Below are 19,295 nucleotides of genomic sequence, written 5' to 3' on the forward strand. Positions count from 1 at the left end.
GGATGGGACCAAACGGGCGCCATTCTAGGACCGGCAAAATCGACGCCATGCAAGTGCAGCAATATCTGAAGCTGTCCGCCGGCGTGGCCGTGCTGACCATCGCCCTGAAGACGGCCGCCTGGTGGTGGACCGGCTCGGTGAGCCTGGCCTCGGACGCGCTCGAATCGGGGGTGAACCTGGCGGGGGCGCTCTTCGGTCTGGCGATGGTGACGGTCGCGCGGCGGCCGCCCGACGAGGACCACCCCTTCGGCCATCACAAGGCGGAGTACTTCTCCAGCGCCTTCGAAGGCGCGCTGATCCTGATCGCGGCGCTGGGCATCGGCTGGGCCGCGGTCGAGCGGCTGCGCGCGCCGCAGCCGCTGGAGCAGCTCGGCCTCGGCATGGCGCTGTCGCTGGTCAGCACGGCCATCAACGGGGCGCTGGCGTGGAAGATGCTGCAGGCCTCGCGCGAGCATCGCTCGATCGCGCTCGAGGCCGACGCGCGCCATCTGTTCACCGACGTCTGGACCTCGGTCGGCGTCGTCGCCGGCCTGATCGGCGTGATGCTGACGGGCTGGACCTGGCTCGACCCGCTGCTGGCGATCCTGGTCGCGCTGAACATCCTGCGCGAGGCGGTGCATTTGATGTGGAAGTCCACCGGCGGGCTGATGGACATGGCGCTGGACCCCGAGGATCAGCAGGCGATCGCCGAGGTGCTCGCGCGTTTCGAGGCGCCCGAGCTGCGCTTCGATCACGTCGCGACGCGCGTGGCCGGGCAGCAGCGCCATGTCGATTTCCATCTGCACGTGCCGGCCCGATGGACGCTCGGCGAAGCCGCCGCGCTGCGGGGTCAGGTCGAGCAGGCACTGATGCGCGCCCTGCCCGGCCTGCGCGCCAGCATCCAGCTGCTGCCGATCAATGTCGAGACGCGCTTCGCCGAAATGGCGGCGCGCGAAACCGCCACCTCGGGGGCCACCTCGGGGGCCACCTCACCCGTCACCTCAACGGCCGCGACCGCGGCCCCCCCCCACCAGGAAGGACAAGGATGATCGCGCTGCTGCAACGGGTGAAGGAAGCCCGGGTCGATGTCGGCGACCGCTGCACCGGACAGATCGGCGCGGGCCTGCTGCTGCTGATCTGCGCCGAGCCGCAGGACACCGAGGCGGTGGCGGAGAAACTGCTGCAGAAGATCCTGAAGCTGCGCATCTTCAGCGACGACGCCGGCAAGATGAACCGCAGCGTGCAGGACGTGGGCGGCGGCTTGCTGATCGTCTCGCAGTTCACGCTGGCGGCGGACACCTCGGGCGGCAACCGGCCGAGCTTCACCGGCGCCGCGCCGGCGGAACTCGGTCGCCGGCTCTACGACCACGCGGTCGCGTTCGCGCGGTCGCAGCATCCGGTGGTGGCAACCGGCGAGTTCGGCGCGGACATGCAGGTCCGGCTGGTCAACGACGGGCCGGTCACGATTCCGATGCGGATGTGATGAGAATGCGGTACTACCACTGCACATCGAAGCAAGGAAACCCACCATGATCAGCTACGTCACCCTGGGCAGCAACGACCGCCGCGCGGCCAAGGCGTTCTATGACGCCGCGCTCGCGCCGCTGGGCCTGAAGCCGGGCTACTCGGACGACGAGATGGTCGGCTACGGCCCCGAGGGCGGCGAGACGCAGCTGTGGGTGGTGCAGCCCTTCAACGGGCTGGACGCGACGCCCGGCAACGGCACGATGCTCGCGCTGGCGGCGTCGACGCGCGCGCAGGTCGACGCGGTCTACGCCGCCGCCATCAGCGGCGGCGGCAAGGACGACGGCCGCCCCGGCCCGCGCGAGAACTACGGGCCGAACTTCTACGCGGCCTACTTCCGCGATCTGGACGGCAACAAGGTGGGCGTGGTGTGCCGGTCGCCGGCGTGACGATGGCCGCCTGAGGAAGTCCTTCCGAACCCGCCAATGCAAAGGCCCGCCTGAGGGCGGGCCTTGAGGGAAGCGGGTCTCCCCGCTTCGGTGTGGTCGACGATCAGTCGGCCACCAATCCGACATCAATCGGGCCTCAGTCGGCGTACTGGCCGGCCGCCTTGATGACCGGCGTCCACTTGGCGATCTCGTCGGCGACGAACTTCTTGTGCTCGGCCGGGTTCACGCGGTTGTCGGTGACGATGACCGCGCCCAGCGCTTCCTCGCGCTTGTGGAACTCGGGATCCTTCAGCGCCGTCTTCAGCGCCGTGTTGATCTTGTCCAGCACGGCCTTCGGCGTGCCCTTGGGCGCGTACATGCCGTGCCAGATCGTCACGTTGAAGCCCTTCAGGCCGGACTCGTCCAGCGTCGGCAGCTTGGCGAGCGAACCGCCCAGGCGCTTGGACGTCGACACCGCGTAGGCCTTGACCTTGCCGCCGTCGATCTGCGTCGTGGTGTTCGTCGTCTGGTCGCACATCAGGTCGACCTGGCCGCCGATCAGGTCGGTCATCGCCGGGCCCGTGCCCTTGTACGGGACCGTGGTCATGTCGATCTTGACCGAGCTCATGTACAGCAGGCCGCACAGGTGCGACGCGGACCCCAGCCCCGCGTTGGCCAGGTTGATCTTGCCCTTGTTGTCGCCCAGCCACTTGACCAGGTCGGCGTAGTTGGCGGCCGGCAGGTTGGGACGCGAGATCAGCGTCATCGGCACTTCGTTGATCAGGCCCAGGTACTCGAAGTCCTCCAGCGTCTTGTACTGCAGGTTGCGGTACAGGGCCGGCGAGGTCGAGATGCCGATGTGATGCAGCAGCAGCGTGTAGCCATCGGGCGCGGCCTTGGACACCTTGGTGGCGCCCAGCGTGCCGCCAGCGCCGCCGACGTTCTCGATCACGATCGTCGCATTGAGGGGCTTGCGCAGCGCCTCGGCCAGGTCGCGCGCGACCTTGTCGGTCGGGCCGCCGGCGGCGAACGGGACCACGATGGTCACCGGCTTGTCCGGGTAGTCGGCCCAGGCGGCGCCAACGCTCAGCGCGGCGACGGAAGCGAGCAAGATCTTCTTCATGGTGTCTCTTCCTCGTTGGAAGTGTGGGTGATGGCGCGGATGCTAGGTCTCCCTCCCACATTGCAACTTACGGAAACTACGTAAGCCGGGATCCCCCGAGGCATAGAACCGATGCCATCCCCCCTCCATCTGCGGGAATTCAGTCGAACTTCCGCAAGTCCTCGATGACTTTTCCGTCATTGGGCAGCGCGCCCGCCGCGACGAACACCACCTCGCCGCGCAGCTTGGTCACATCGCGCAGCGCCGCCGCCAGACCGTCGGCAAGACCTGCCAGCGCGCCGCCGTCGGTCTCGACGCGCAAGGTCATCCGGTCCTGCGCCATCTCGCCCTCGACGACCAGCCGCCCGCGCCGCGCCTGCGGGAAACGCCGCAGCACCTCGGCCACCTGCCCGGCGTGCACGAACATGCCGCGCACCTTGGCGCTCTGGTCCGCGCGCCCCATCCAACCCTTGATGCGCACGTTGGTGCGTCCGGTCGGGCAGGTGCCGGGCAGCACCGCCGACAGGTCGCCGGTGCCGAAGCGGATCAGCGGGTAGTCGCGGTTGAGCGTCGTGACGACGACCTCGCCCACCTCCCCGTCGGGCACCGGGTCGCCGGTGCCGGGCCGCACAATCTCGAGGATCACGCCCTCGTCGACGACCAGTCCCTGACGCGCCGCGGTCTCGTACGCGATCAGCCCGAGGTCCGCGGTGGCGTAGCACTGGAAGCCGGTGACGCCGCGTTCGCCGCACCAGTCGCGCAGCGCGGCCGGAAAGGCCTCGCCGCTGACCAGCGCCTTGCGCACGGACAGGGGCTGGCCCTGCTCCGCCGCCTTGTCCAGCAGGATCTTCAGGAAGCTCGGCGTGCCGACGTAGGCCTGCGGCCGGAGCTCGGCCATCGCCTGCAGCTGCAGCTCGGTGTTGCCGACGCCGCCGGCGAAGACCGTGCAGCCCAGCGCCTCCGCGCCGCCTTCCATCATGGCGCCGGCCGGCGTGAGGTGATAGCTGAACGAGTTGTGGACCAGGTCTCCCGCGCGCAGACCCGCCGCGTGCAGGGCGCGGCCGACGCGCCAGTAATCGCGTCCGTGCCCTTCGGGCTCGTAGATCGAGCCCGGCGACTGGAACACGCGACGCGCGCCGGCATTGCGCTTCAAGCCGCGCCAGCCGATCGTCGAGAAGCCGCCGAAGGGTTCGAACGGTACGCGCTCCGCGTCCGCGCGCACCGCCTGCTGGCGGGCCAGCAGCTCCGACTTGCGCGTCACCGGCAAGCGCGCCAGCGCAACGCGCGTGCGGACCAGGTCCGGCTCGACGTCGCCGAGCAGCTCGCCGAACGCATCGGTGTTCTGCCGCGCGTTGGCCACCTGGTGCGGCAGCGCCGCCAGCAGCGCGGCCTCGCGCGCGCCGGGATCGCGCGTCTCCAGCGCGTCGTAGAAATCAGCATCGGCGGCGCCCATCACTCTTCCGCCCATTGCGCCAGGCGACGCTTGAGGTCGTCCTGCAGCTTGCGCACGTCGGCCGCGTTGCGGCAGACGCGCGTCTCCCAGTCGGGGCTGCGTGCCGGCTTCTTCGCCAGCTTCGCGGTGATCTGGCCGTCGCCGGCCGCGAGCTGGAGCACCTCCTGGTTCTCGAAGCTCCAGCCGGTGCCGCGCTCCGTCAGCGCGCGCAGGTCGCGCAGCGCGCGCTTCAACTGCACGAGCGCCTCCTCGGCCTTGAACGGCGGGGGCGCGAAGAAGTCGTTGTCCATGAACTGCTCTCCCATCAATCCTTGAATTCAAGCCAGCCAGCGCTTGCGGCGCTTGTAGCTCTTCACGTCGCGGAAGCTCTTGCGATCGGTGCCGCCCATGCCGAGGTAGAACTCGCGCACGTCCTCGTTGTCGCGCAGGGCCTGGGCCTGGCCGTCCATGACGACGCGGCCGTTCTCGAGGATGTAGCCGTAGTCGGCATAGCGCAGCGCCATGTTGGTGTTCTGCTCGGCCAGGAGGAAGGTCGTGCGCTCCTTCTGGTTGAGGTCGCGCACGATCTCGAAGACCTCCTCGACGATCTGCGGCGCCAGGCCCATCGAGGGCTCGTCCAGCAGCACCATCTTCGGATCGGCCATCAGGGCCCGCCCGATCGCGCACATCTGCTGCTCGCCGCCCGAGGTGTAGGCCGCCTGCGAGCTCCGCCGCGTCTTCAACCGCGGGAAGTAGTTGTAGACCTTCTCCAGCGTCTGCGCGACCGCCGCCTTGCCGTCGGTGCGCGTGTACGCGCCGGTGAGCAGGTTCTCCTCGATCGTCAGGTGCGCGAAGCAGTGCCGTCCCTCCATCACCTGCACCACGCCGCGGTGCACGAGGTCCGCCGGCGTGAGCCGCTCGATGCGCTCGCCGCGCAGCTCGATCGACCCCTTGGTGACCTCGCCGCGTTCGCCCGCGAGCAGGTTGGACACCGCGCGCAGCGTCGTGGTCTTGCCGGCGCCGTTGCCGCCGAGCAAGGCCACGATCGCCCCTTCGGGCACGCGCAGCGAGACGCCCTTGAGCACCAGGATCACGTGGTGATAGATGACCTCGATGCCGTTGACGTCGAGCAGCGCGGGCGCCGCCGCCGCAGCCGCGGGCACTGCGACGGCGGAAGGGATGGAAGTGGCTTGCATGGCGGTGGTGCTCAGGCGGCGTTCAAGCGGGGTTCAAGCGGAACTCAAGCAGCCTTCAACCGCAGCTGCGCGGCTTCAGGTTCTTGTCCTTGGCGTACTTGGCGGCGTACTCCTTGACCAGCGGATCGATGTGGGTCTTGTCCGACTGGTACCAGTCGGACGCGAGGTTCCACTTCGCGCCGTCCCACTGGACGATCCGCGCCCAGTCCGTGCCCATGTGGTTGGCGCAGCTGGTCTGCACCGGGCGCATGACCTCGCCGAAGCCCAGCGCCTTGAGCCGGTCCGCGCTCAGGTTCAGGTTTTCGAAGCCCCAGCGCACCTGCTCCGGCGTCATGACCTTGCCCTTGCCGAACTTCTCCTGCGCGGTGCGGATCGCCTCGACCTGCAGCATCGAGATCATCATCCCCCGCGTGTGCGCGATCGCGCCGATGCCGGTGGCCGGGCCGGTGCCCTGGCCCTTGTCGTAGACGAACTTCTTCAGCTCGTCATGGACCTTGTCCTTCGCCGAACTGTTGTGCAGCGTGATCGCGTTGTAGCCCTTGGCGCCGGCGCCGATGTCCTTGACGTCGTGGTCCGAGCCGGCCCACCAGATCGCATAGATCTTCTCGCGCGGATAACCGCTGGCCTGCGCTTCACGGATGCCTGCGGGCGTCATCACGCCGGCGGACCAGAACAGCACGTAGTCCGGCCGCTGCTGGCGGATCTGCAGCCAGGTCGACTTCTGCTCGACTCCGGGCGGCGTGACCGGGTAGAGCAGCACCTCGAAGCCTTCGGCCGCGGCGCGTTTCTGGATCAGCGGGATCGGCTCCTTGCCGTACGGACTGTCGTGATAGACCAGCGCGATCTTCTTGCCCTTGAGCGAGCCCTTCTCCTTCTTCGCGATGTCCTGCAGCATGACGTCCGCGGCGGTCCAGTAGGTCCCGAGCAGCGGGAAATTCCATTCGAAGACGGTGCCGTCGGCCGACTGCGACAGGCCGTATCCCGGGGTCTCGACGACCACCTTGTCGACGAAGGCCTTGTCGGTCACCGCGAAGGTGATGCCCGTCGACTGCGTGTCGAAGCCCGATGCGCCACCGCCCTTGCCCTTCAGGCGCTCGTAGCACTCGACGCCCTTGGCGGCGTCGTACGCGGTCTCGCATTCCTCGAAGGCGAGCTTGACGCCGTTCACGCCGCCGTCGCGCGCGTTGATCAGCTTCAGGTAGTCCTGCTTGCCGTCCGCCCAGGGCATGCCCAGCGGCGCAAACTGCCCGGTGCGATACACCAGCAGCGGGATGAACTGCTCGGTCGCGGCTTGCGCCTGCGCCACGGCGGGCAGCATCGTCGGCAGCGCGGCTGCGACCAGCGTTGCCGCGCCTAGCGCGCCACGCGCGAAGGTCTTCAAGCTCATGGTGTCGTCTCCTGGTGGTGCACTCTGCGGTGCGGTTTGAAATCGGTGGGATTCAAGGCGCCCTCAATGAGGGAACGGCCACAGCCTCAGCTTTTGACGGGCGGTGGACCACAGGCGGGCCAGGCCGTGCGGCTCGACGATGAGGAAGAACACGATCAGCGCGCCGAAGATCATGTGCTCCAGGTGCGAGGCCGCGCCGGTGGACAGCGGCAGCCCCAGCCAATGCGGCACGTGGTTCAGCAGCAGCGGCAGCAGCACGATGAACGCGGCGCCGAAGAAGCTGCCCGCGATGGACCCGAGCCCGCCGATGATGATCATGAACAGCAGCTGGAAGGACTTGTCGATGCCGAAGGCGGCCGGCTCCCACGCGCCCAGGTGCACGAAGCCCCACAGCGCGCCGGCCACGCCGACGATGAAGCTGCTGACCGCGAAGGCCGTCAGCTTCGCGTGCACCGGCCGGATGCCGATGACGGCGGCGGCGACGTCCATGTCGCGCATCGCCATCCACTCGCGGCCGATGGCGCCGCGCACCAGGTTCTTGGTCAGGATCCCGCACACGACCACCAGCGACAGGCACAGCAGGTAGCGCTGCGCCGGCGTCTCCAGCGGGAGGCCGAACAGCTGCAGCGTGCCGACGCTCACCGAGCCCGACGAGGAGTTGTTCGTCACCCACGGCACGCGGTTGGTGAACCAGTCGATGAAGAACTGCGCCGCCAGCGTCGCGACCGCGAGGTAGAGCCCGCGGATGCGCAGGCTTGGCAGCCCGAACAGCACGCCGCAGACCGTCGCGGCCAGGCCGCCGCCGATCAGCGACAGCAGCAGCGGCATGCCCTCGATGCGCACCTGCAGGTTGTAGGCCGCGTAGGCGCCGACGGCCATGAAGGCGCCGGTCCCCAGCGAGATCTGCCCGCAGTAGCCCACGAGCACGTTCAGGCCCAGCGCCGCCAGCGACAGCACGAGGAAGGGGATCAGCACCGCGCGGAAGGTGTAGTCGCTCGCCAGCCAGGGCACGGCGACGAAGGCGATCAACGCCAGAGCGAGCACCGCCCGGCGGTCCTGCGCCACCGGGAACAGCGCCAGGTCCGCGCGGTAGCTGGCCTTGAACTGGCCGTTTTCACGATAGAACACGGTCGTCTCCTTGATCGTTCGTCGAGTACGGACTCAGACGCGATCGATGATCTTGTCGCCGAAGAGACCTTGCGGTCGCACCAGCAGGAAGCTCAGCGCGAGCACGTAGGCGAACCAGTTCTCGATGCCGCCGCCGACGGACGGTCCGAGGTAGATCTCCGACAGCTTCTCGCCGACGCCGATGATCAGCCCGCCGACGATCGCGCCGGGCACCGAGGTCAGGCCGCCGAGGATGACGACCGGGAAGGCCTTCAGCGCCACGAGCGAGATCGAGTACTGCACGCCCAGCTTGCTGCCCCAGATGATCCCGGCCACCAGCGCGACCAAGCCGCCGACGGACCAGACGATCACCCAGATGCGCGACAGCGGGATGCCGATGGACTGCGCGGCCTGGTGGTCGTCGGCGACCGCGCGCAGCGCGCGGCCGGTGCGGGTCTTCTGGAAGAACAGCGACAGCAGGCCCACCAGCGCCCCGGCGATCACGGCCGAGTACAGGTCTTCCTTGTTGAGCAGCAGCCCGCCCGGGAACGTATCCCCGAGCACGAACAGCGGATCCTTCGGCAGGCCCACATCGATCTTGTAGGTCGAGCTGCCGAAGATCAGTTGCCCGGCGCCGTCGAGGAAGTAACTGATGCCCAGCGTCGCCATCAGCAGCGTGATCGCCGGCTGGTTGACCAGTCCGCGCAGCGCCAGCCGCTCGACCAGCCAGGCGACGACGACCATGCAGGCCGCGGCGGCCGCCAGCGCCAGCACGTTGGCCAGCAGCAGGCTCTCGAAGCCGAACCACTGCGGGAACCATTCGGCGAAGCGCGCCATCGCCAGCGCCGCGAACAGCACCATCGCGCCCTGCGAGAAGTTGAAGACGCCGGAGGCCTTGAAGATCAGCACGAAGCCCAGCGCGACCAGCGCGTAGAGCATGCCGGCCATCAGGCCGCCGAAGACGGTTTCGAGGAAGAAGCCCATGATCGTTTCCTTTGTCTTCTTCCCGGCGTCACTCGCCTGCGCCGAGGTAGGCGCGGATCACTTCGGGATTGGCGCGCACCTCGTCGGGCGTGCCGTCGCCGATCTTCTTCCCGTAGTCGAGCACCACGACGCGATCGCTGATGTCCATGACCACGCCCATGTCGTGCTCGATCAGGACGATGGTCGTGCCGAACTCGTCGTTGACGTCGAGGATGAAGCGGCACATGTCCTGCTTCTCCTCGACGTTCATGCCGGCCATCGGCTCGTCGAGCAGCAGCACCTTGGGCTCCATCGCCAGCGCGCGGCCCAGGTCCACGCGCTTCTGCAGCCCGTAGGACAGGCCGCCGACCGGCGTCTTGCGATGCGCCTGGATCTCGAGGAAATCGATGATGCGCTCGACCTTCTCGCGGTGCTCGATCTCCTCGTGCACCGCCGGCCCGATCCGCAGCGCCTGCCACAGCAGGTGGCGCTTCATGTGCAGGTTGCGACCGGACATGATGTTGTCCAGCACGCTCATGCCCTTGAACAGCGCCAGGTTCTGGAAGGTGCGCGCGACGCCGCGCTCGGCCATGCGGCGCAGCCGCGTGCGGGGGCTCCACTGGCGCACGTCCTCGCCGCGGTAGCGGATGTCGCCCTGCTGCGGCTGGTAGACGCCGTTGATGCAGTTCAGCATCGAGCTCTTGCCGGCGCCGTTCGGGCCGATGATGGCGCGGATCTCGTGCTCGCGGACGTCGAAGCTGATGTCGTTGAGCGCCTTCACGCCGCCGAAAGACAGCGAGATGTGCTCGACCTCGAGGATCACCTCGCCGATGCGCCGGCCCGGCGCCGGGTCGCCTGCGGAGCGCGGCGATGCCGCGCCTTGCGCCGGCGTCGTCGGCGGCACGGCCTGGCCGGCCTCCTGGAACTGCGCGCCGGCCGGGGCCGCGGCGCCGCCGCTCGCTGCATTGACGGTCAGACTGGCGCTCATCAGGCGGCCCTCCGGGTGTGCGGGAAGGTGGTCGCCTCCTCGATGCGCAGGTCGGCACTGACGCTGCCGCTGCGGCCGTCCTCGAAACGCACCGCCGTCTCGATGAACTGCGAGGTCTTGCCCTCGTAGAGCGCATCGATCAGCACGCGGTACTTGTCGGCGATCGCCCCGCGGCGGACCTTGCGCGTGCGGGTGAGCTCGCCGTCGTCCGCGTCCAGCTCCTTGTGCAGCACGAGGAAACGCGTGATCTGGCTGCCGGCCAGGCGCTCGTCCTGGGCGAGGTCGGCGTTGACCTTCTCGACGCAGTCCTTGATCAAGCCGAGCACCTCCGCCTTGCCGGCCAGGTCGGTGTAGCCGGCGTAGGCGAGGTTGCGGCGCTCGGCCCAGTTGCCGACGGCCTCGAAGTCGATGTTGATGAAGGCGCAGACGCGGTCGCGGCCGTCGCCGAAGGCCACCGCCTCCTTCACGAAGGCGAAGAACTTCAGCTTGTTCTCGACGTACTTGGGCGCGAACATCGCGCCGTCATGCGCGCCGCCGCGCAGCCGGCCGACGTCCTTGGCGCGGTCGATGATCTTCAGGTGGCCGCCCGCGTCGAGGAAGCCTGCGTCGCCGGTGCGATACCAGCCGTCGGCGCCGAGCACCTCGGCCGTCGCCTCCGGGTTCTTGTAGTAGCCCTGGAGCAGGCCCGGCGAACGCACCAGGATCTCGCCGTTGTCCGCGAGCTTGATCTCGACGCCGTCGATGGGCACGCCGACGGTGTCCGACTTGGCCTCGTGGTCCGGCTGCAGACAGACGAAGACGGCGGTCTCGGTCGAGCCGTAGAGCTGCTTCAGGTTGATGCCGATCGAGCGGTAGAAGCTGAAGAGATCGGGGCCGATGGCCTCGCCCGCCGTGTAGGCCACGCGCACCCGCGAGAAGCCCAGCGCGTTGCGCAGCGGGCCGTAGATCGCGAGGTCGCCGAGGCGGTACTTGAAGCGCTCCCAGCCGCCGACCGGCTTGCCGTCCATCAGCGCCGGGCCGACGCGGTTCGCCAGCGCCATCGCCTTCGCGAACAGCCAGCGCTTGGGCGCGCCGGCGTCCTCCATGCGGATCATCACGCTGGTGAGCAGGCCCTCGAAGACGCGCGGCGGCGCGAAGTAGTAGGTCGGGCCGATCTCCTTGAGGTCGATGCTGACGGTGCTGGCCGACTCGGGGCAATTGACGACATAACCGCAGGCCAGCCACTGCGCGTAGCTGAAGACGTTCTGGCCGATCCAGGCGCAGGGCAGGTAGGCGAGGACCTCCTCGTCGGCGCTGAGCTTGTCGAAGCGCGCGCCGGCCTGGGCGCGGTCGATCAGCGAGGTGTGCGTGTGCACGACGCCCTTCGGATGGCCGGTGGTGCCGGAGGTGAAGAACATCGCCGCCACGTCGCCGGCGCGGCCCGCGTCGACTTCGCGCTCGAACCAGCCGGGATGCCGCAGCGCATGCGCGCGGCCGTCGTCGCACAGGCCGTCGATCGAGGCGAGTCCGTCCGCGGCGTAATGGCGCAGGCCGCGGGGATCGTCGAACCAGATGCGCCGCAGCGCGGGGCATTGATCGCGGATCTCGAGCAGCTTGTCGACCTGCTCCTGGTCCTCGACGACGACGAAGGCGACGTCGGCGTTCTGCAGCGGGTACGCGAATTCGGCGGCGACGGCGTCCTGGTACAGCGGCACCGGAATCGCGCCCAGCGACTGCGCCGCGAGCATCGAGGCATAGAGCCGGGGCCGGTTCTCGCCGATCACGACGAGGTGCTGGCCGCGCGTCATGCCGGCGGCGGCGAAGCCATGCGCGAGGTCGCGCACGAGCGCCGCCAGCGCCGCCCAGTCGAGCGTCTGCCAGATGCCGAGCTCCTTCTCGCGCAGCGCCGGCGCATGGGGGCGCTGGGCGGCGTGAGCGAGCAGCAGGCGGGGGAAGGTCTGTTCCACCGTCGTCTCCTTTGTGCTTCCCCGCTGTCGCCATCTCTGATGGAGGCGCTCTGGCCGCGGGGTTGCGCCGACTGTAGGCCGGCTCTTTGACGTCGTGTTGTCGTTGCGACGACAGTCCTAGGGAGACTTCGGGGGAGCGTTTTCCCGGATCAGGCGGGCGTTCTCTCGATGGCGTCCGCGCGTGCCTGGTGCCCGACGGGCTGTTGCGGCACGGACGCGATGGTCAGGGCCGGGAGTCCGCGACGAGGCCCGAGCCCAGGCCAGGAGAGCCCGAGAAGACGCGGGGCTTCGGCGGTCCGAATGGCGGTGCACAGCCCGCGGAAGTCTCCCTGCAGCTCGGCCAGAGCGTCCGGCTTCTTCAGGTCGACGCGCCAGCGATCGTGGAACGACCTGAGCCGGCGCCCGATGAGCCAGTCGTTGCCTTCCTTGCAGCGCTGCGTGAGTTTGCCGATCAGGTATCCGAACTGGGGGACGTTACCGGGAATGACGATCTCATCCGGACACGGCGACTCCGGTTGTGTCCCGTCGCTGGTCAAGTCCTTGACGGCGATCGACAGCATGCAACGGTTCAGGGACATCAATTCGTCGAGATAGCGCTGGCGCCTCTGCGTGGAAGCGCCGGGATCTTCACTTCGCGACTCCTGCGCCGCCTTCAGCAACACCCCGGCCCGCTCCACGAAGAATCTGAGACCGCAGTGTTCGCTCTTCATGAGACGGTCGACCGTCTCCTTGACCACGATCGAGTGAGCGGCCTGCGCCTTGATCGCGGTCAGGACGTCCTCAGCGGAAGCGAGCAGCTTCGGGGCGTGCCGATCCAGCAGCGCGTCGGTCTGCCTGGTGATGTCATTCAGCTGCGAGCGGACCTCGGCGTGGTGCTGGTCCTTGGCAAGCTGGTCCTCGGACGTCCACCGGCTGACCGGGATGGTGGCGCCAACAGCGATTGGAAAAGAAGGCGTCGTCGTTCTTGCAGAAAACATCAGGCCACACGTCAAAAAGGTAAGAAGCTGCGCTAGTGAACTGGGTTGTCAAACAGGTTCCTGCTCCGTGTTTCCCCCAGGGCACCGCGTCAGGTTCCTGTCATGCGCCGGCGCGATGAACGGGGGATGGCCCCGACCCCCGACACCGTTGTCCACGCCGCGCCAGGTTCCCCCCTGCATGCGGCCCTGCAGACGCCCCTCTCGGGGGCTGTGCCGACGCAGCCGATCCGCTTGCGCGCGCGGGCCGCGAGCGCGCAGGAGATGAGCGCCATTCCGTGGCTGAAGGCGATCGAACCCGAACTGCGCGAACGCGTCGCCTCCAGCATCCAGGTGGCGGAGGTCGAGGTCGGCGAGCGGATCTGTCGCATCGGGCGCGAGGCCAACTTCTGGTTCGGCGTCATCGACGGACTGCTGAAGATGAGCAACGACGAGGCGGCGGCGCGGCAGGTCACCTTCACCGGCGTGCCGCCGGGCGGCTGGTTCGGCGAGGGCACGCTGCTCAAGCGCGAGGCCTACCGCTACAACATCCAGGCGCTGCGGCGCAGCGTGGTGGCGGGGCTGCCGCTGGAGAGCTTCCACGAACTGCTGGCCACCAGCCTGGCCTTCAACCGCTACGTGCTCAACCAGCTCAACGAGCGGCTGGGCCAGTTCATCGCCGCGCGCGAGATCGACCGCCAGAGCGACCCCGACCTGCGCGTGGCGCGCAACCTGGCGGCGCTGTTCCACCCGCAGCTCTACCCCGGGGTGAACGGACTGCTGCGCATCACGCAGCAGGAACTGGGGCACCTGGTGGGACTCTCGCGCCAGCGCGTCAACGAGGCGCTGCGCCACCTGCAGGAACAGCGCCTCATCGCCGTCGAGTACGGCGGGCTCAGGGTGCTCGATCTGGCGGGGTTGAGGGTGTATCCGCAGCAGTAGCGATGTGCTCGTCTGACCCGTCGACGATGGACTCGACAACGACGGTCGAGGCAGTCGGCCTCACGCCCCGAACGGTGTCGCTTCCGGCGGTTCCGGCGGCAGCGCCGCGTACTGGCCCGCGTTGATCTCGTAGAGCAGGCTCGCCGCCTCGCCCGGGCAGTCGGCGACCGAGCCGGTCAATCGCAGGCCGACACGCTCCAGCGTCTTGCGCGCCGCCGTGTTGCCCGGCGCCAGCAGCGCGTGCACCGACGTCGCATGCAGGCTCTCGAAGGCCAGCGTCAGCGCCGCGGTCGCCATCTCCGCCGCATAGCCCCGGCCCCAGTGATCGGACAGGAAGTGGAACTCCAGCAGCAGCGCCGGCGCGCCGCAGATGCGGCCCCGGCTCAAGCCGCCGAAACCGATCGCGCCCAGCGAGGGCTGCTCCCGCAGCGCCACCGCCCACGGCCCCAGGCCGTCGCGCGTCCACAGCGCGCGCCAGAGCTCCAACCGCTCCGACGCGGCCGGACCACCCGCGTCGAATCGACGATTCGCGGGATCGGTCAGCAGGTCGCGGAAGGCGCGTGCATCCGCCGCGGCAGGCGGACGCAGGCTCAGCCGGCGGGTCGCGGTGAGCCGCTCGACGGCGGGGATGGAGATGAAGGGCGCAAGCATAGGGTTAACCCTCAAATTATGCGCCCAACCCGGATTTCAAGTGCAGCGTCGACCGGGCGGTCGGTGACAGGCCCGGACTTGCGTCACGAAACGTGACCAAGCGCATGGAACCGAGGAAGCTTCGAGCCCGTCGCGCGCCAATCGCCCACCTTGTGTCCGCATCACAGGGGGATGCCCCTCGCGAGGGCGGTGCCGACAGCCCGCGGACAGGTCGGACAGGCCCCGCTCGCATAGCATTCCCGGCATCCGCGGGTCTCGCGGGGGGACCTCTCCCCCAACGGGTCCCGTCCCTCAGGACGACGCGGCGCCCGGCGCCGCAGGAACGAGAGCCTCGTGATGAAGCTGCTGGTCATCGAAGACAACCCGGACATCGTCGCGAACCTGTTCGCCTACCTCGAGCCGATGGGCTACGCGCTGGACGTGGCCCGCAACGGCCTGGGCGGGCTGGCGCAGGCCGCCGCCGGCTCCTACGACGCGATCGTGCTGGACCTGACCCTGCCCGGCCTGGACGGCCTGGACGTCGCCCGGCGCCTGCGCAAGGACTTCCGCCGCCCCACCCCCATCCTCATGCTGACCGCCCGCGACACGATCGCCGACAAGGTCACCGGCTTCGAGAGCGGCGCCGACGACTACCTCGTCAAGCCCTTCTCCCTGGTCGAGCTGGAGATCCGCCTCAAGGCGCTGATGCGGCGCTCGCACGGCCTGAACCTCAGCTCGGCGGTCAGCTACGCCGACGTCAGCTTCGATCCCGACACGCTCGAAGCCACCCGCGCCGGCAAGCCGCTGCAGCTGACGCCCACCGGCTACAAGCTGCTGTCCGCGCTGCTGCGCGAAGCGCCCAAGCTGGTCCGCCGCGAGGACCTCGAGCGCGAGGTCTGGGGCAACGATCCGCCCGACAGCGACGCGCTGCGCACCCACATCCACGCGCTGCGCGCGGCGCTGGACAAGCCCTTCCCCGTCCCGCTGCTGAAGACCCATCCGGGCATCGGCTACCGGCTGGTGTCGCCCGATGCGGGATGAGCCGCGGCGCGACCCCGGCGATCCACGCGGCCACCCTCGTGGCGAAGCCCGCGCCGGCCGCTCGACGGCCGCGCCGACCACGCTGCGCACGCGCGTGGCCGCCGCTTTCCTGCTGCTGACGCTGCTGGTCTGCGGCGCCTTCGCGGTCGCCGCGGTGCGCATCGCCTCGAGCATCGAGGACCGCCTCGTCGACCAGCGCCTGGACCGCACCGCCGACGAGCTGATCGCCCGCGAGAAGCAGGGCCTGGAAGCCGACCTGCCGCCCAGCGTCACGCTCTACAAGGGCGATGCCATCCCGCAGGCACTGCGCGGCAAGCCGCCGGGCAAGTACACGCTGCCGCAGGAGGACGCCACCTTCACCGCCCTGGTCCGCGACGACCTCGGGACGGTCTTCGTGCTGACCGACCGCGACGAGGACTTCGCCAAGATCGAGGCGGGCGTCTACGGCCTGCTCGGCCTGGCCTTCGTCTGCTGCCTGGGACTGGCGCTGTTCCTGGCGCAACTGACCGCGAGCCGCATCGTCGCCCCGGTCACCGCGCTGGCCCGCGCCGTCGAGACCGACACCGCGCCGCGCGAATATCCGCTGCTGGACTCGACCGACGAACTGGGCGTGCTGTCGCGCGCATTCGCGGCCAAGACCGAGGCGCAGCAGCGCTACCTGGACCGCGAGCGCTGGTTCACCGGCGATGTCAGCCATGAGTTGAGAACGCCGCTGGCTGTGATGCTGGGCGCCGCCGAAATCCTGAAAGCGCGGCTGCACGATCGCGACGACATGGTCGAACTGGCCGAGCGCATCCGGCGCACCGCGGCCGACACCAGCGAGCGCGTCGTCGCGATGCTGCTGCTGTCGCGCGACCCGGCCAGCATCGGCGCGCCGCCGACCGCGCTGCTGCCGCTGCTGCGCCAGGAGATGGAACGCTGCCGGCCGCTGCTCAAGGGCAAGGAGGTCGAGATGACGCTGCATGCCGCGTCCGCCGACGCCGGCCTGGAAGTGCCCGCGCGGCCCGAGCTCGCGGCCATCGCGCTGGGCAACCTGATCCGCAATGCCTGCCAGTTCACCGACCAGGGCCGTGTCGACATCCGGCTCGAGGCCGGCCGCGTGGTCATCGAGGACACCGGCATCGGCATCCCGCCGGCGGTGCGCGACCGGATCTTCGACCGCTTCATGCAGGTCGACCCGGCGGGCGCCGGCAGCGCGGGCCTGGGCCTGGCCATCGTCAAGCGCGTCGCCGAGCACCTGGGCTGGACCGTGAGCCTGGAAGCGCCGGCCCGTGGGGGTACGCGATTCGTACTCGCTTTTCCCACGTCGCCCGCCTCCGCCGAGGTGCCGGCCGGCCATCCGGACATTCTCCCGATTTGAGTTGAAACAGCCCTGGACGGGGCTGTCGTCGTCCTATACTGTATGCACATACAGTGATCTCACGCCGGTTCCTCAACCGGCGTTTTTGTCTCTCGACGACGCCCGCCATGCCTGCCCTGTCCGCCCCTCTCGCCCCACTTCCGCCTGCCGTGGCGGAGGCGATCTGGCGCGGCGACGAATTGGGCCGCGGCACCGACACCGTCTGGCCGAGCGGTTTCGACACGCTGGATGGCGAGCTGCCGGGCGGCGGCTGGCCCGGACGCCAGTTGACCGAAGTGCTGCTGCCGCAGTTCTCGCTGGCCGAATGGCGGTTGGCGGGACCGGCGCTCCGACGCGTCGTCGCCGACGGTGCCGCGGTGGCGATGGTCGGACCGCCCAAGCGCCCCCACCTGCCCGGCCTGATGCACCTGGGGCTGGATGAGCGCCACCTCGTCTGGATCGACGCGCGCGCGCCGTCGGAGCGGCTCTGGTGCACCGAACAGCTGATCAAGTCCAACGCCGCCGGCGCGGTGCTGGCCTGGCTGCCGCAAGCCGCGCCCGAGCAGTTGCGGCGGCTGCAGGTGCTGGCGCAGTCGTTCGAAGGACCGGTGTTCCTGTTCCGGCCGCTGGCGGCCCGCCATGACCCGTCGCCGGCGCCGCTGCGGGTGCTGGCGACGATCGATGTCGACTGGGCCCTGGACGTCCAGATCCTCAAGCGCAAAGGCCCCGCCCACGAGACCCCGCTGCGGCTGGCCTCGATCCCCGGCGGGCTCGAGCATGTCCTGACCCCGCGCGTGATGCGGCCCAGCACGATGCGCCCGGTGGCGCCGATGACGGTGCCGGTCGCCGACGTGGCCGAAGCCGTCAACGAGAGGGGCAGCCAGGCACAGGGCAGTGCCGGGCCCCTGCTCGAAACGGTGTCCGAATCCCTCCACGAGCCCGTTGCGCTCACCCTGTTCCCGGAGTTCTCCCATGTTGTGGGTCGCACTGATCCTGCCGCCTCGTCCGCCGGCACCGTTTGAGGACCCGTCGACCGCGCCGCCGCCGCATCCCTGGGGGATCTGCGCGGAGACGCAGGCGGGCCTGGCGGTGTGGTGCCTGCAGTTCACGCCGCGCGTGGCGCTGATGGAGGACGCCGTCGTGATGGAGGTCGAGGCCAGCCTGCGGCTATTCCGCGGCCTGCCCGCGCTGAAGGCGCGCCTGAGCGACGAAGCGCCCGACCTGGGCGCCGTGGGCATCGGCTGGGCGCCGTCGGCCACCGCCGCGCTGGTACTGGCGCGTTGCGGCGTGCTCGACCTCGGTGGGCGGCTGTTGCAGGCGGTGCTGGACCCGTTGCCGCTGCAGGCGCTGAGCGCTGGCGCGGAACACGCGGAACCGTTGAGCCGCGCCGGCATCAACACGCTGGGCCAGTTGCGGGCGCTGCCGCGCGGCGGCATCAGCCGCCGCTTCGGCGCGGCGCTGCTGACGATGCTGGACCAGGCCTACGGACTGCGGCCCGAGGCGCAAGCCTGGGTCGCGCTGCCCGAGGACTTCCACGCCCGCGTCGAGCTCCCCTGCCGCGAGGACCACGCGCCCGCGCTGCTGCTGGGCACGCGGCCGCTGCTGATGCGGCTGTGCGGCTGGCTGGCGGCGCGCCATGCGGGCGCCACCGGCGTCACGCTGCACTGGGTGCACGACTCGATGCGCGCCAAGGACGCCGGCGAAGGCGGTTGCCTCACGATCCGCACCGCCGAGCCGATCCGCGAGCTCGAACACTTCTGCCGGCTGATGGCCGAGCATCTGGCCAAGACCCAGTTGCTGGCGCCGGTCGGTGAACTGCGGCTGGAGGCGGTCGGCGTGCAGGCGCTGGTGGAGGACAGCGGCTCGCTGCTGCCCGACGTGGTGCGCACCGGCGAGACGCTGTACCTGACCCTGGAACGCATCGCCGCGCGGCTCGGTCCTGAGCGGGTGCAGCAGCCGGTCCTGGGTGACGATCACCGACCCGAATGGCAGACGCGCTGGCGAACCTGCGGCGACGGCCGGACGGCCTCCCGCCGCAAGGGTCGGCAGGCGGCGGTGCGCGCGCCGGCCGTGCCGGAGCCCGCCTTCCTGCTCGACCCGCCGCTGCGGCTGGCGGTGCGCGAGCACCGGCCGCACTACCAGGGCCCGTTGACGCTGCTGGTCGGGCCGGATCGCATCGAGGGCGGCTGGTGGGACCGCATCCCCGACACGAAGGCGCACCGCAAGGTCACCCGCGACTACTGGATCGCCGTCAACGAGAACGCCGGCGTGCTGGCCGTCTATCAGGAACGGCTGAGCGGGACGGGCAACGGCGACGACGACAAGTCCGCCGTGCAGGCGTGGTTCCTGCACGGGATGTATGCCTGATCAGGCACCCTCCGTTCGTACAGGCCGCTCA

Annotated in this window: 19 protein-coding genes; 8 read left to right on the forward strand and 11 right to left on the reverse strand. The window is 69.5% G+C overall.

Annotated elements, in window-relative coordinates; translation table 11 throughout:
* Nucleotides 1-47: 47 nt before the first annotated feature.
* Genes AC07PR_RS14815 through AC07PR_RS14825 form a run of 3 tightly spaced genes read left to right on the forward strand, consistent with a single transcriptional unit; the run spans nucleotide 48 to nucleotide 1,892 of the window.
* Nucleotides 48-1,028: a cation diffusion facilitator family transporter gene (locus AC07PR_RS14815; protein WP_495135726.1), complete on the forward strand. Its 981-nt coding sequence runs from the start codon at nucleotides 48-50 to the stop codon at nucleotides 1,026-1,028.
* Nucleotides 1,025-1,462, forward strand: a complete 438-nt coding sequence (gene dtd, locus AC07PR_RS14820; RefSeq protein ID WP_495135727.1) for a D-aminoacyl-tRNA deacylase — start codon at nucleotides 1,025-1,027, stop codon at nucleotides 1,460-1,462. The genes AC07PR_RS14815 and dtd overlap by 4 nt, the downstream gene beginning before the upstream one ends.
* A gap of 46 nt (nucleotides 1,463-1,508) precedes the next feature.
* The gene (locus AC07PR_RS14825; RefSeq protein WP_377157031.1) at nucleotides 1,509-1,892 is read left to right on the forward strand and encodes a VOC family protein; all 384 of its coding nucleotides are present in this window, start codon (nucleotides 1,509-1,511) and stop codon (nucleotides 1,890-1,892) included.
* A 136-nt stretch (nucleotides 1,893-2,028) separates the two neighbouring features.
* On the opposite strand, the gene AC07PR_RS14830 is transcribed toward AC07PR_RS14825, so the two are convergent.
* The 10 genes from AC07PR_RS14830 to AC07PR_RS14875 form a co-directional block, all read right to left on the reverse strand.
* Complete coding sequence (locus tag AC07PR_RS14830) at nucleotides 2,029-2,994, reverse strand: tripartite tricarboxylate transporter substrate-binding protein (RefSeq protein WP_377157032.1); 966 nt, start codon at nucleotides 2,992-2,994, stop codon at nucleotides 2,029-2,031.
* A 139-nt stretch (nucleotides 2,995-3,133) separates the two neighbouring features.
* Nucleotides 3,134-4,426: a phenylacetate--CoA ligase family protein gene (locus AC07PR_RS14835; RefSeq protein WP_495135728.1), complete on the reverse strand. Its 1,293-nt coding sequence runs from the start codon at nucleotides 4,424-4,426 to the stop codon at nucleotides 3,134-3,136.
* Entirely contained in the window at nucleotides 4,426-4,716 is a 291-nt protein-coding gene (locus AC07PR_RS14840; RefSeq protein WP_377157036.1) for a hypothetical protein, read from the reverse strand. Before AC07PR_RS14840 ends, AC07PR_RS14835 begins: the two co-directional genes overlap by 1 nt.
* A 27-nt stretch (nucleotides 4,717-4,743) precedes the next feature.
* Nucleotides 4,744-5,601 (reverse strand): ABC transporter ATP-binding protein, encoded by an 858-nt coding sequence (locus tag AC07PR_RS14845; protein ID WP_483109114.1) that lies wholly within the window; start codon nucleotides 5,599-5,601, stop codon nucleotides 4,744-4,746.
* A gap of 55 nt (nucleotides 5,602-5,656) precedes the next feature.
* Complete coding sequence (locus tag AC07PR_RS14850) at nucleotides 5,657-6,919, reverse strand: ABC transporter substrate-binding protein (RefSeq protein ID WP_377161523.1); 1,263 nt, start codon at nucleotides 6,917-6,919, stop codon at nucleotides 5,657-5,659.
* A gap of 132 nt (nucleotides 6,920-7,051) precedes the next feature.
* Nucleotides 7,052-8,116, reverse strand: coding sequence for a branched-chain amino acid ABC transporter permease (locus AC07PR_RS14855; protein WP_377157038.1), 1,065 nt, complete (start codon nucleotides 8,114-8,116; stop codon nucleotides 7,052-7,054).
* Nucleotides 8,117-8,149: 33 nt separating this feature from the next.
* Nucleotides 8,150-9,079: a branched-chain amino acid ABC transporter permease gene (locus AC07PR_RS14860; protein ID WP_483109112.1), complete on the reverse strand. Its 930-nt coding sequence runs from the start codon at nucleotides 9,077-9,079 to the stop codon at nucleotides 8,150-8,152.
* A gap of 28 nt (nucleotides 9,080-9,107) precedes the next feature.
* Complete coding sequence (locus AC07PR_RS14865) at nucleotides 9,108-10,046, reverse strand: ABC transporter ATP-binding protein (RefSeq protein WP_483109111.1); 939 nt, start codon at nucleotides 10,044-10,046, stop codon at nucleotides 9,108-9,110.
* Nucleotides 10,046-11,992: an AMP-dependent synthetase/ligase gene (locus AC07PR_RS14870; protein WP_495135729.1), complete on the reverse strand. Its 1,947-nt coding sequence runs from the start codon at nucleotides 11,990-11,992 to the stop codon at nucleotides 10,046-10,048. Before AC07PR_RS14870 ends, AC07PR_RS14865 begins: the two co-directional genes overlap by 1 nt.
* Nucleotides 11,993-12,141: 149 nt before the next feature.
* Complete coding sequence (locus tag AC07PR_RS14875) at nucleotides 12,142-12,969, reverse strand: hypothetical protein (RefSeq protein ID WP_495135730.1); 828 nt, start codon at nucleotides 12,967-12,969, stop codon at nucleotides 12,142-12,144.
* Nucleotides 12,970-13,230: 261 nt separating this feature from the next.
* Between AC07PR_RS14875 and AC07PR_RS14880 the strand changes: the two genes are divergently transcribed.
* Entirely contained in the window at nucleotides 13,231-13,887 is a 657-nt protein-coding gene (locus tag AC07PR_RS14880) for a Crp/Fnr family transcriptional regulator (protein WP_377161525.1), read from the forward strand.
* A gap of 60 nt (nucleotides 13,888-13,947) precedes the next feature.
* On the opposite strand, the gene AC07PR_RS14885 is transcribed toward AC07PR_RS14880, so the two are convergent.
* The gene (locus tag AC07PR_RS14885; RefSeq protein WP_377157050.1) at nucleotides 13,948-14,538 is read right to left on the reverse strand and encodes a GNAT family N-acetyltransferase; all 591 of its coding nucleotides are present in this window, start codon (nucleotides 14,536-14,538) and stop codon (nucleotides 13,948-13,950) included.
* 336 nt (nucleotides 14,539-14,874) lie between these two features.
* Here AC07PR_RS14885 and AC07PR_RS14890 point away from each other — a divergent pair, with 336 nt between their 5' ends.
* The 4 genes from AC07PR_RS14890 to AC07PR_RS14905 all read left to right on the forward strand — a co-directional run bounded on the left by AC07PR_RS14890 (nucleotide 14,875) and on the right by AC07PR_RS14905 (nucleotide 19,264).
* The gene (locus tag AC07PR_RS14890; protein ID WP_088406092.1) at nucleotides 14,875-15,558 is read left to right on the forward strand and encodes a response regulator transcription factor; all 684 of its coding nucleotides are present in this window, start codon (nucleotides 14,875-14,877) and stop codon (nucleotides 15,556-15,558) included.
* Entirely contained in the window at nucleotides 15,548-16,918 is a 1,371-nt protein-coding gene (locus AC07PR_RS14895) for a sensor histidine kinase (protein ID WP_495135731.1), read from the forward strand. Before AC07PR_RS14890 ends, AC07PR_RS14895 begins: the two co-directional genes overlap by 11 nt.
* A 107-nt stretch (nucleotides 16,919-17,025) precedes the next feature.
* Nucleotides 17,026-17,919 (forward strand): translesion DNA synthesis-associated protein ImuA, encoded by an 894-nt coding sequence (gene imuA, locus AC07PR_RS14900; protein WP_495135732.1) that lies wholly within the window; start codon nucleotides 17,026-17,028, stop codon nucleotides 17,917-17,919.
* Entirely contained in the window at nucleotides 17,870-19,264 is a 1,395-nt protein-coding gene (locus AC07PR_RS14905; protein ID WP_495135733.1) for a Y-family DNA polymerase, read from the forward strand. Before imuA ends, AC07PR_RS14905 begins: the two co-directional genes overlap by 50 nt.
* Nucleotides 19,265-19,295: the final 31 nt, after the last annotated feature.

The organism is Roseateles sp. GW821-FHT09H11, from assembly GCF_059415845.1.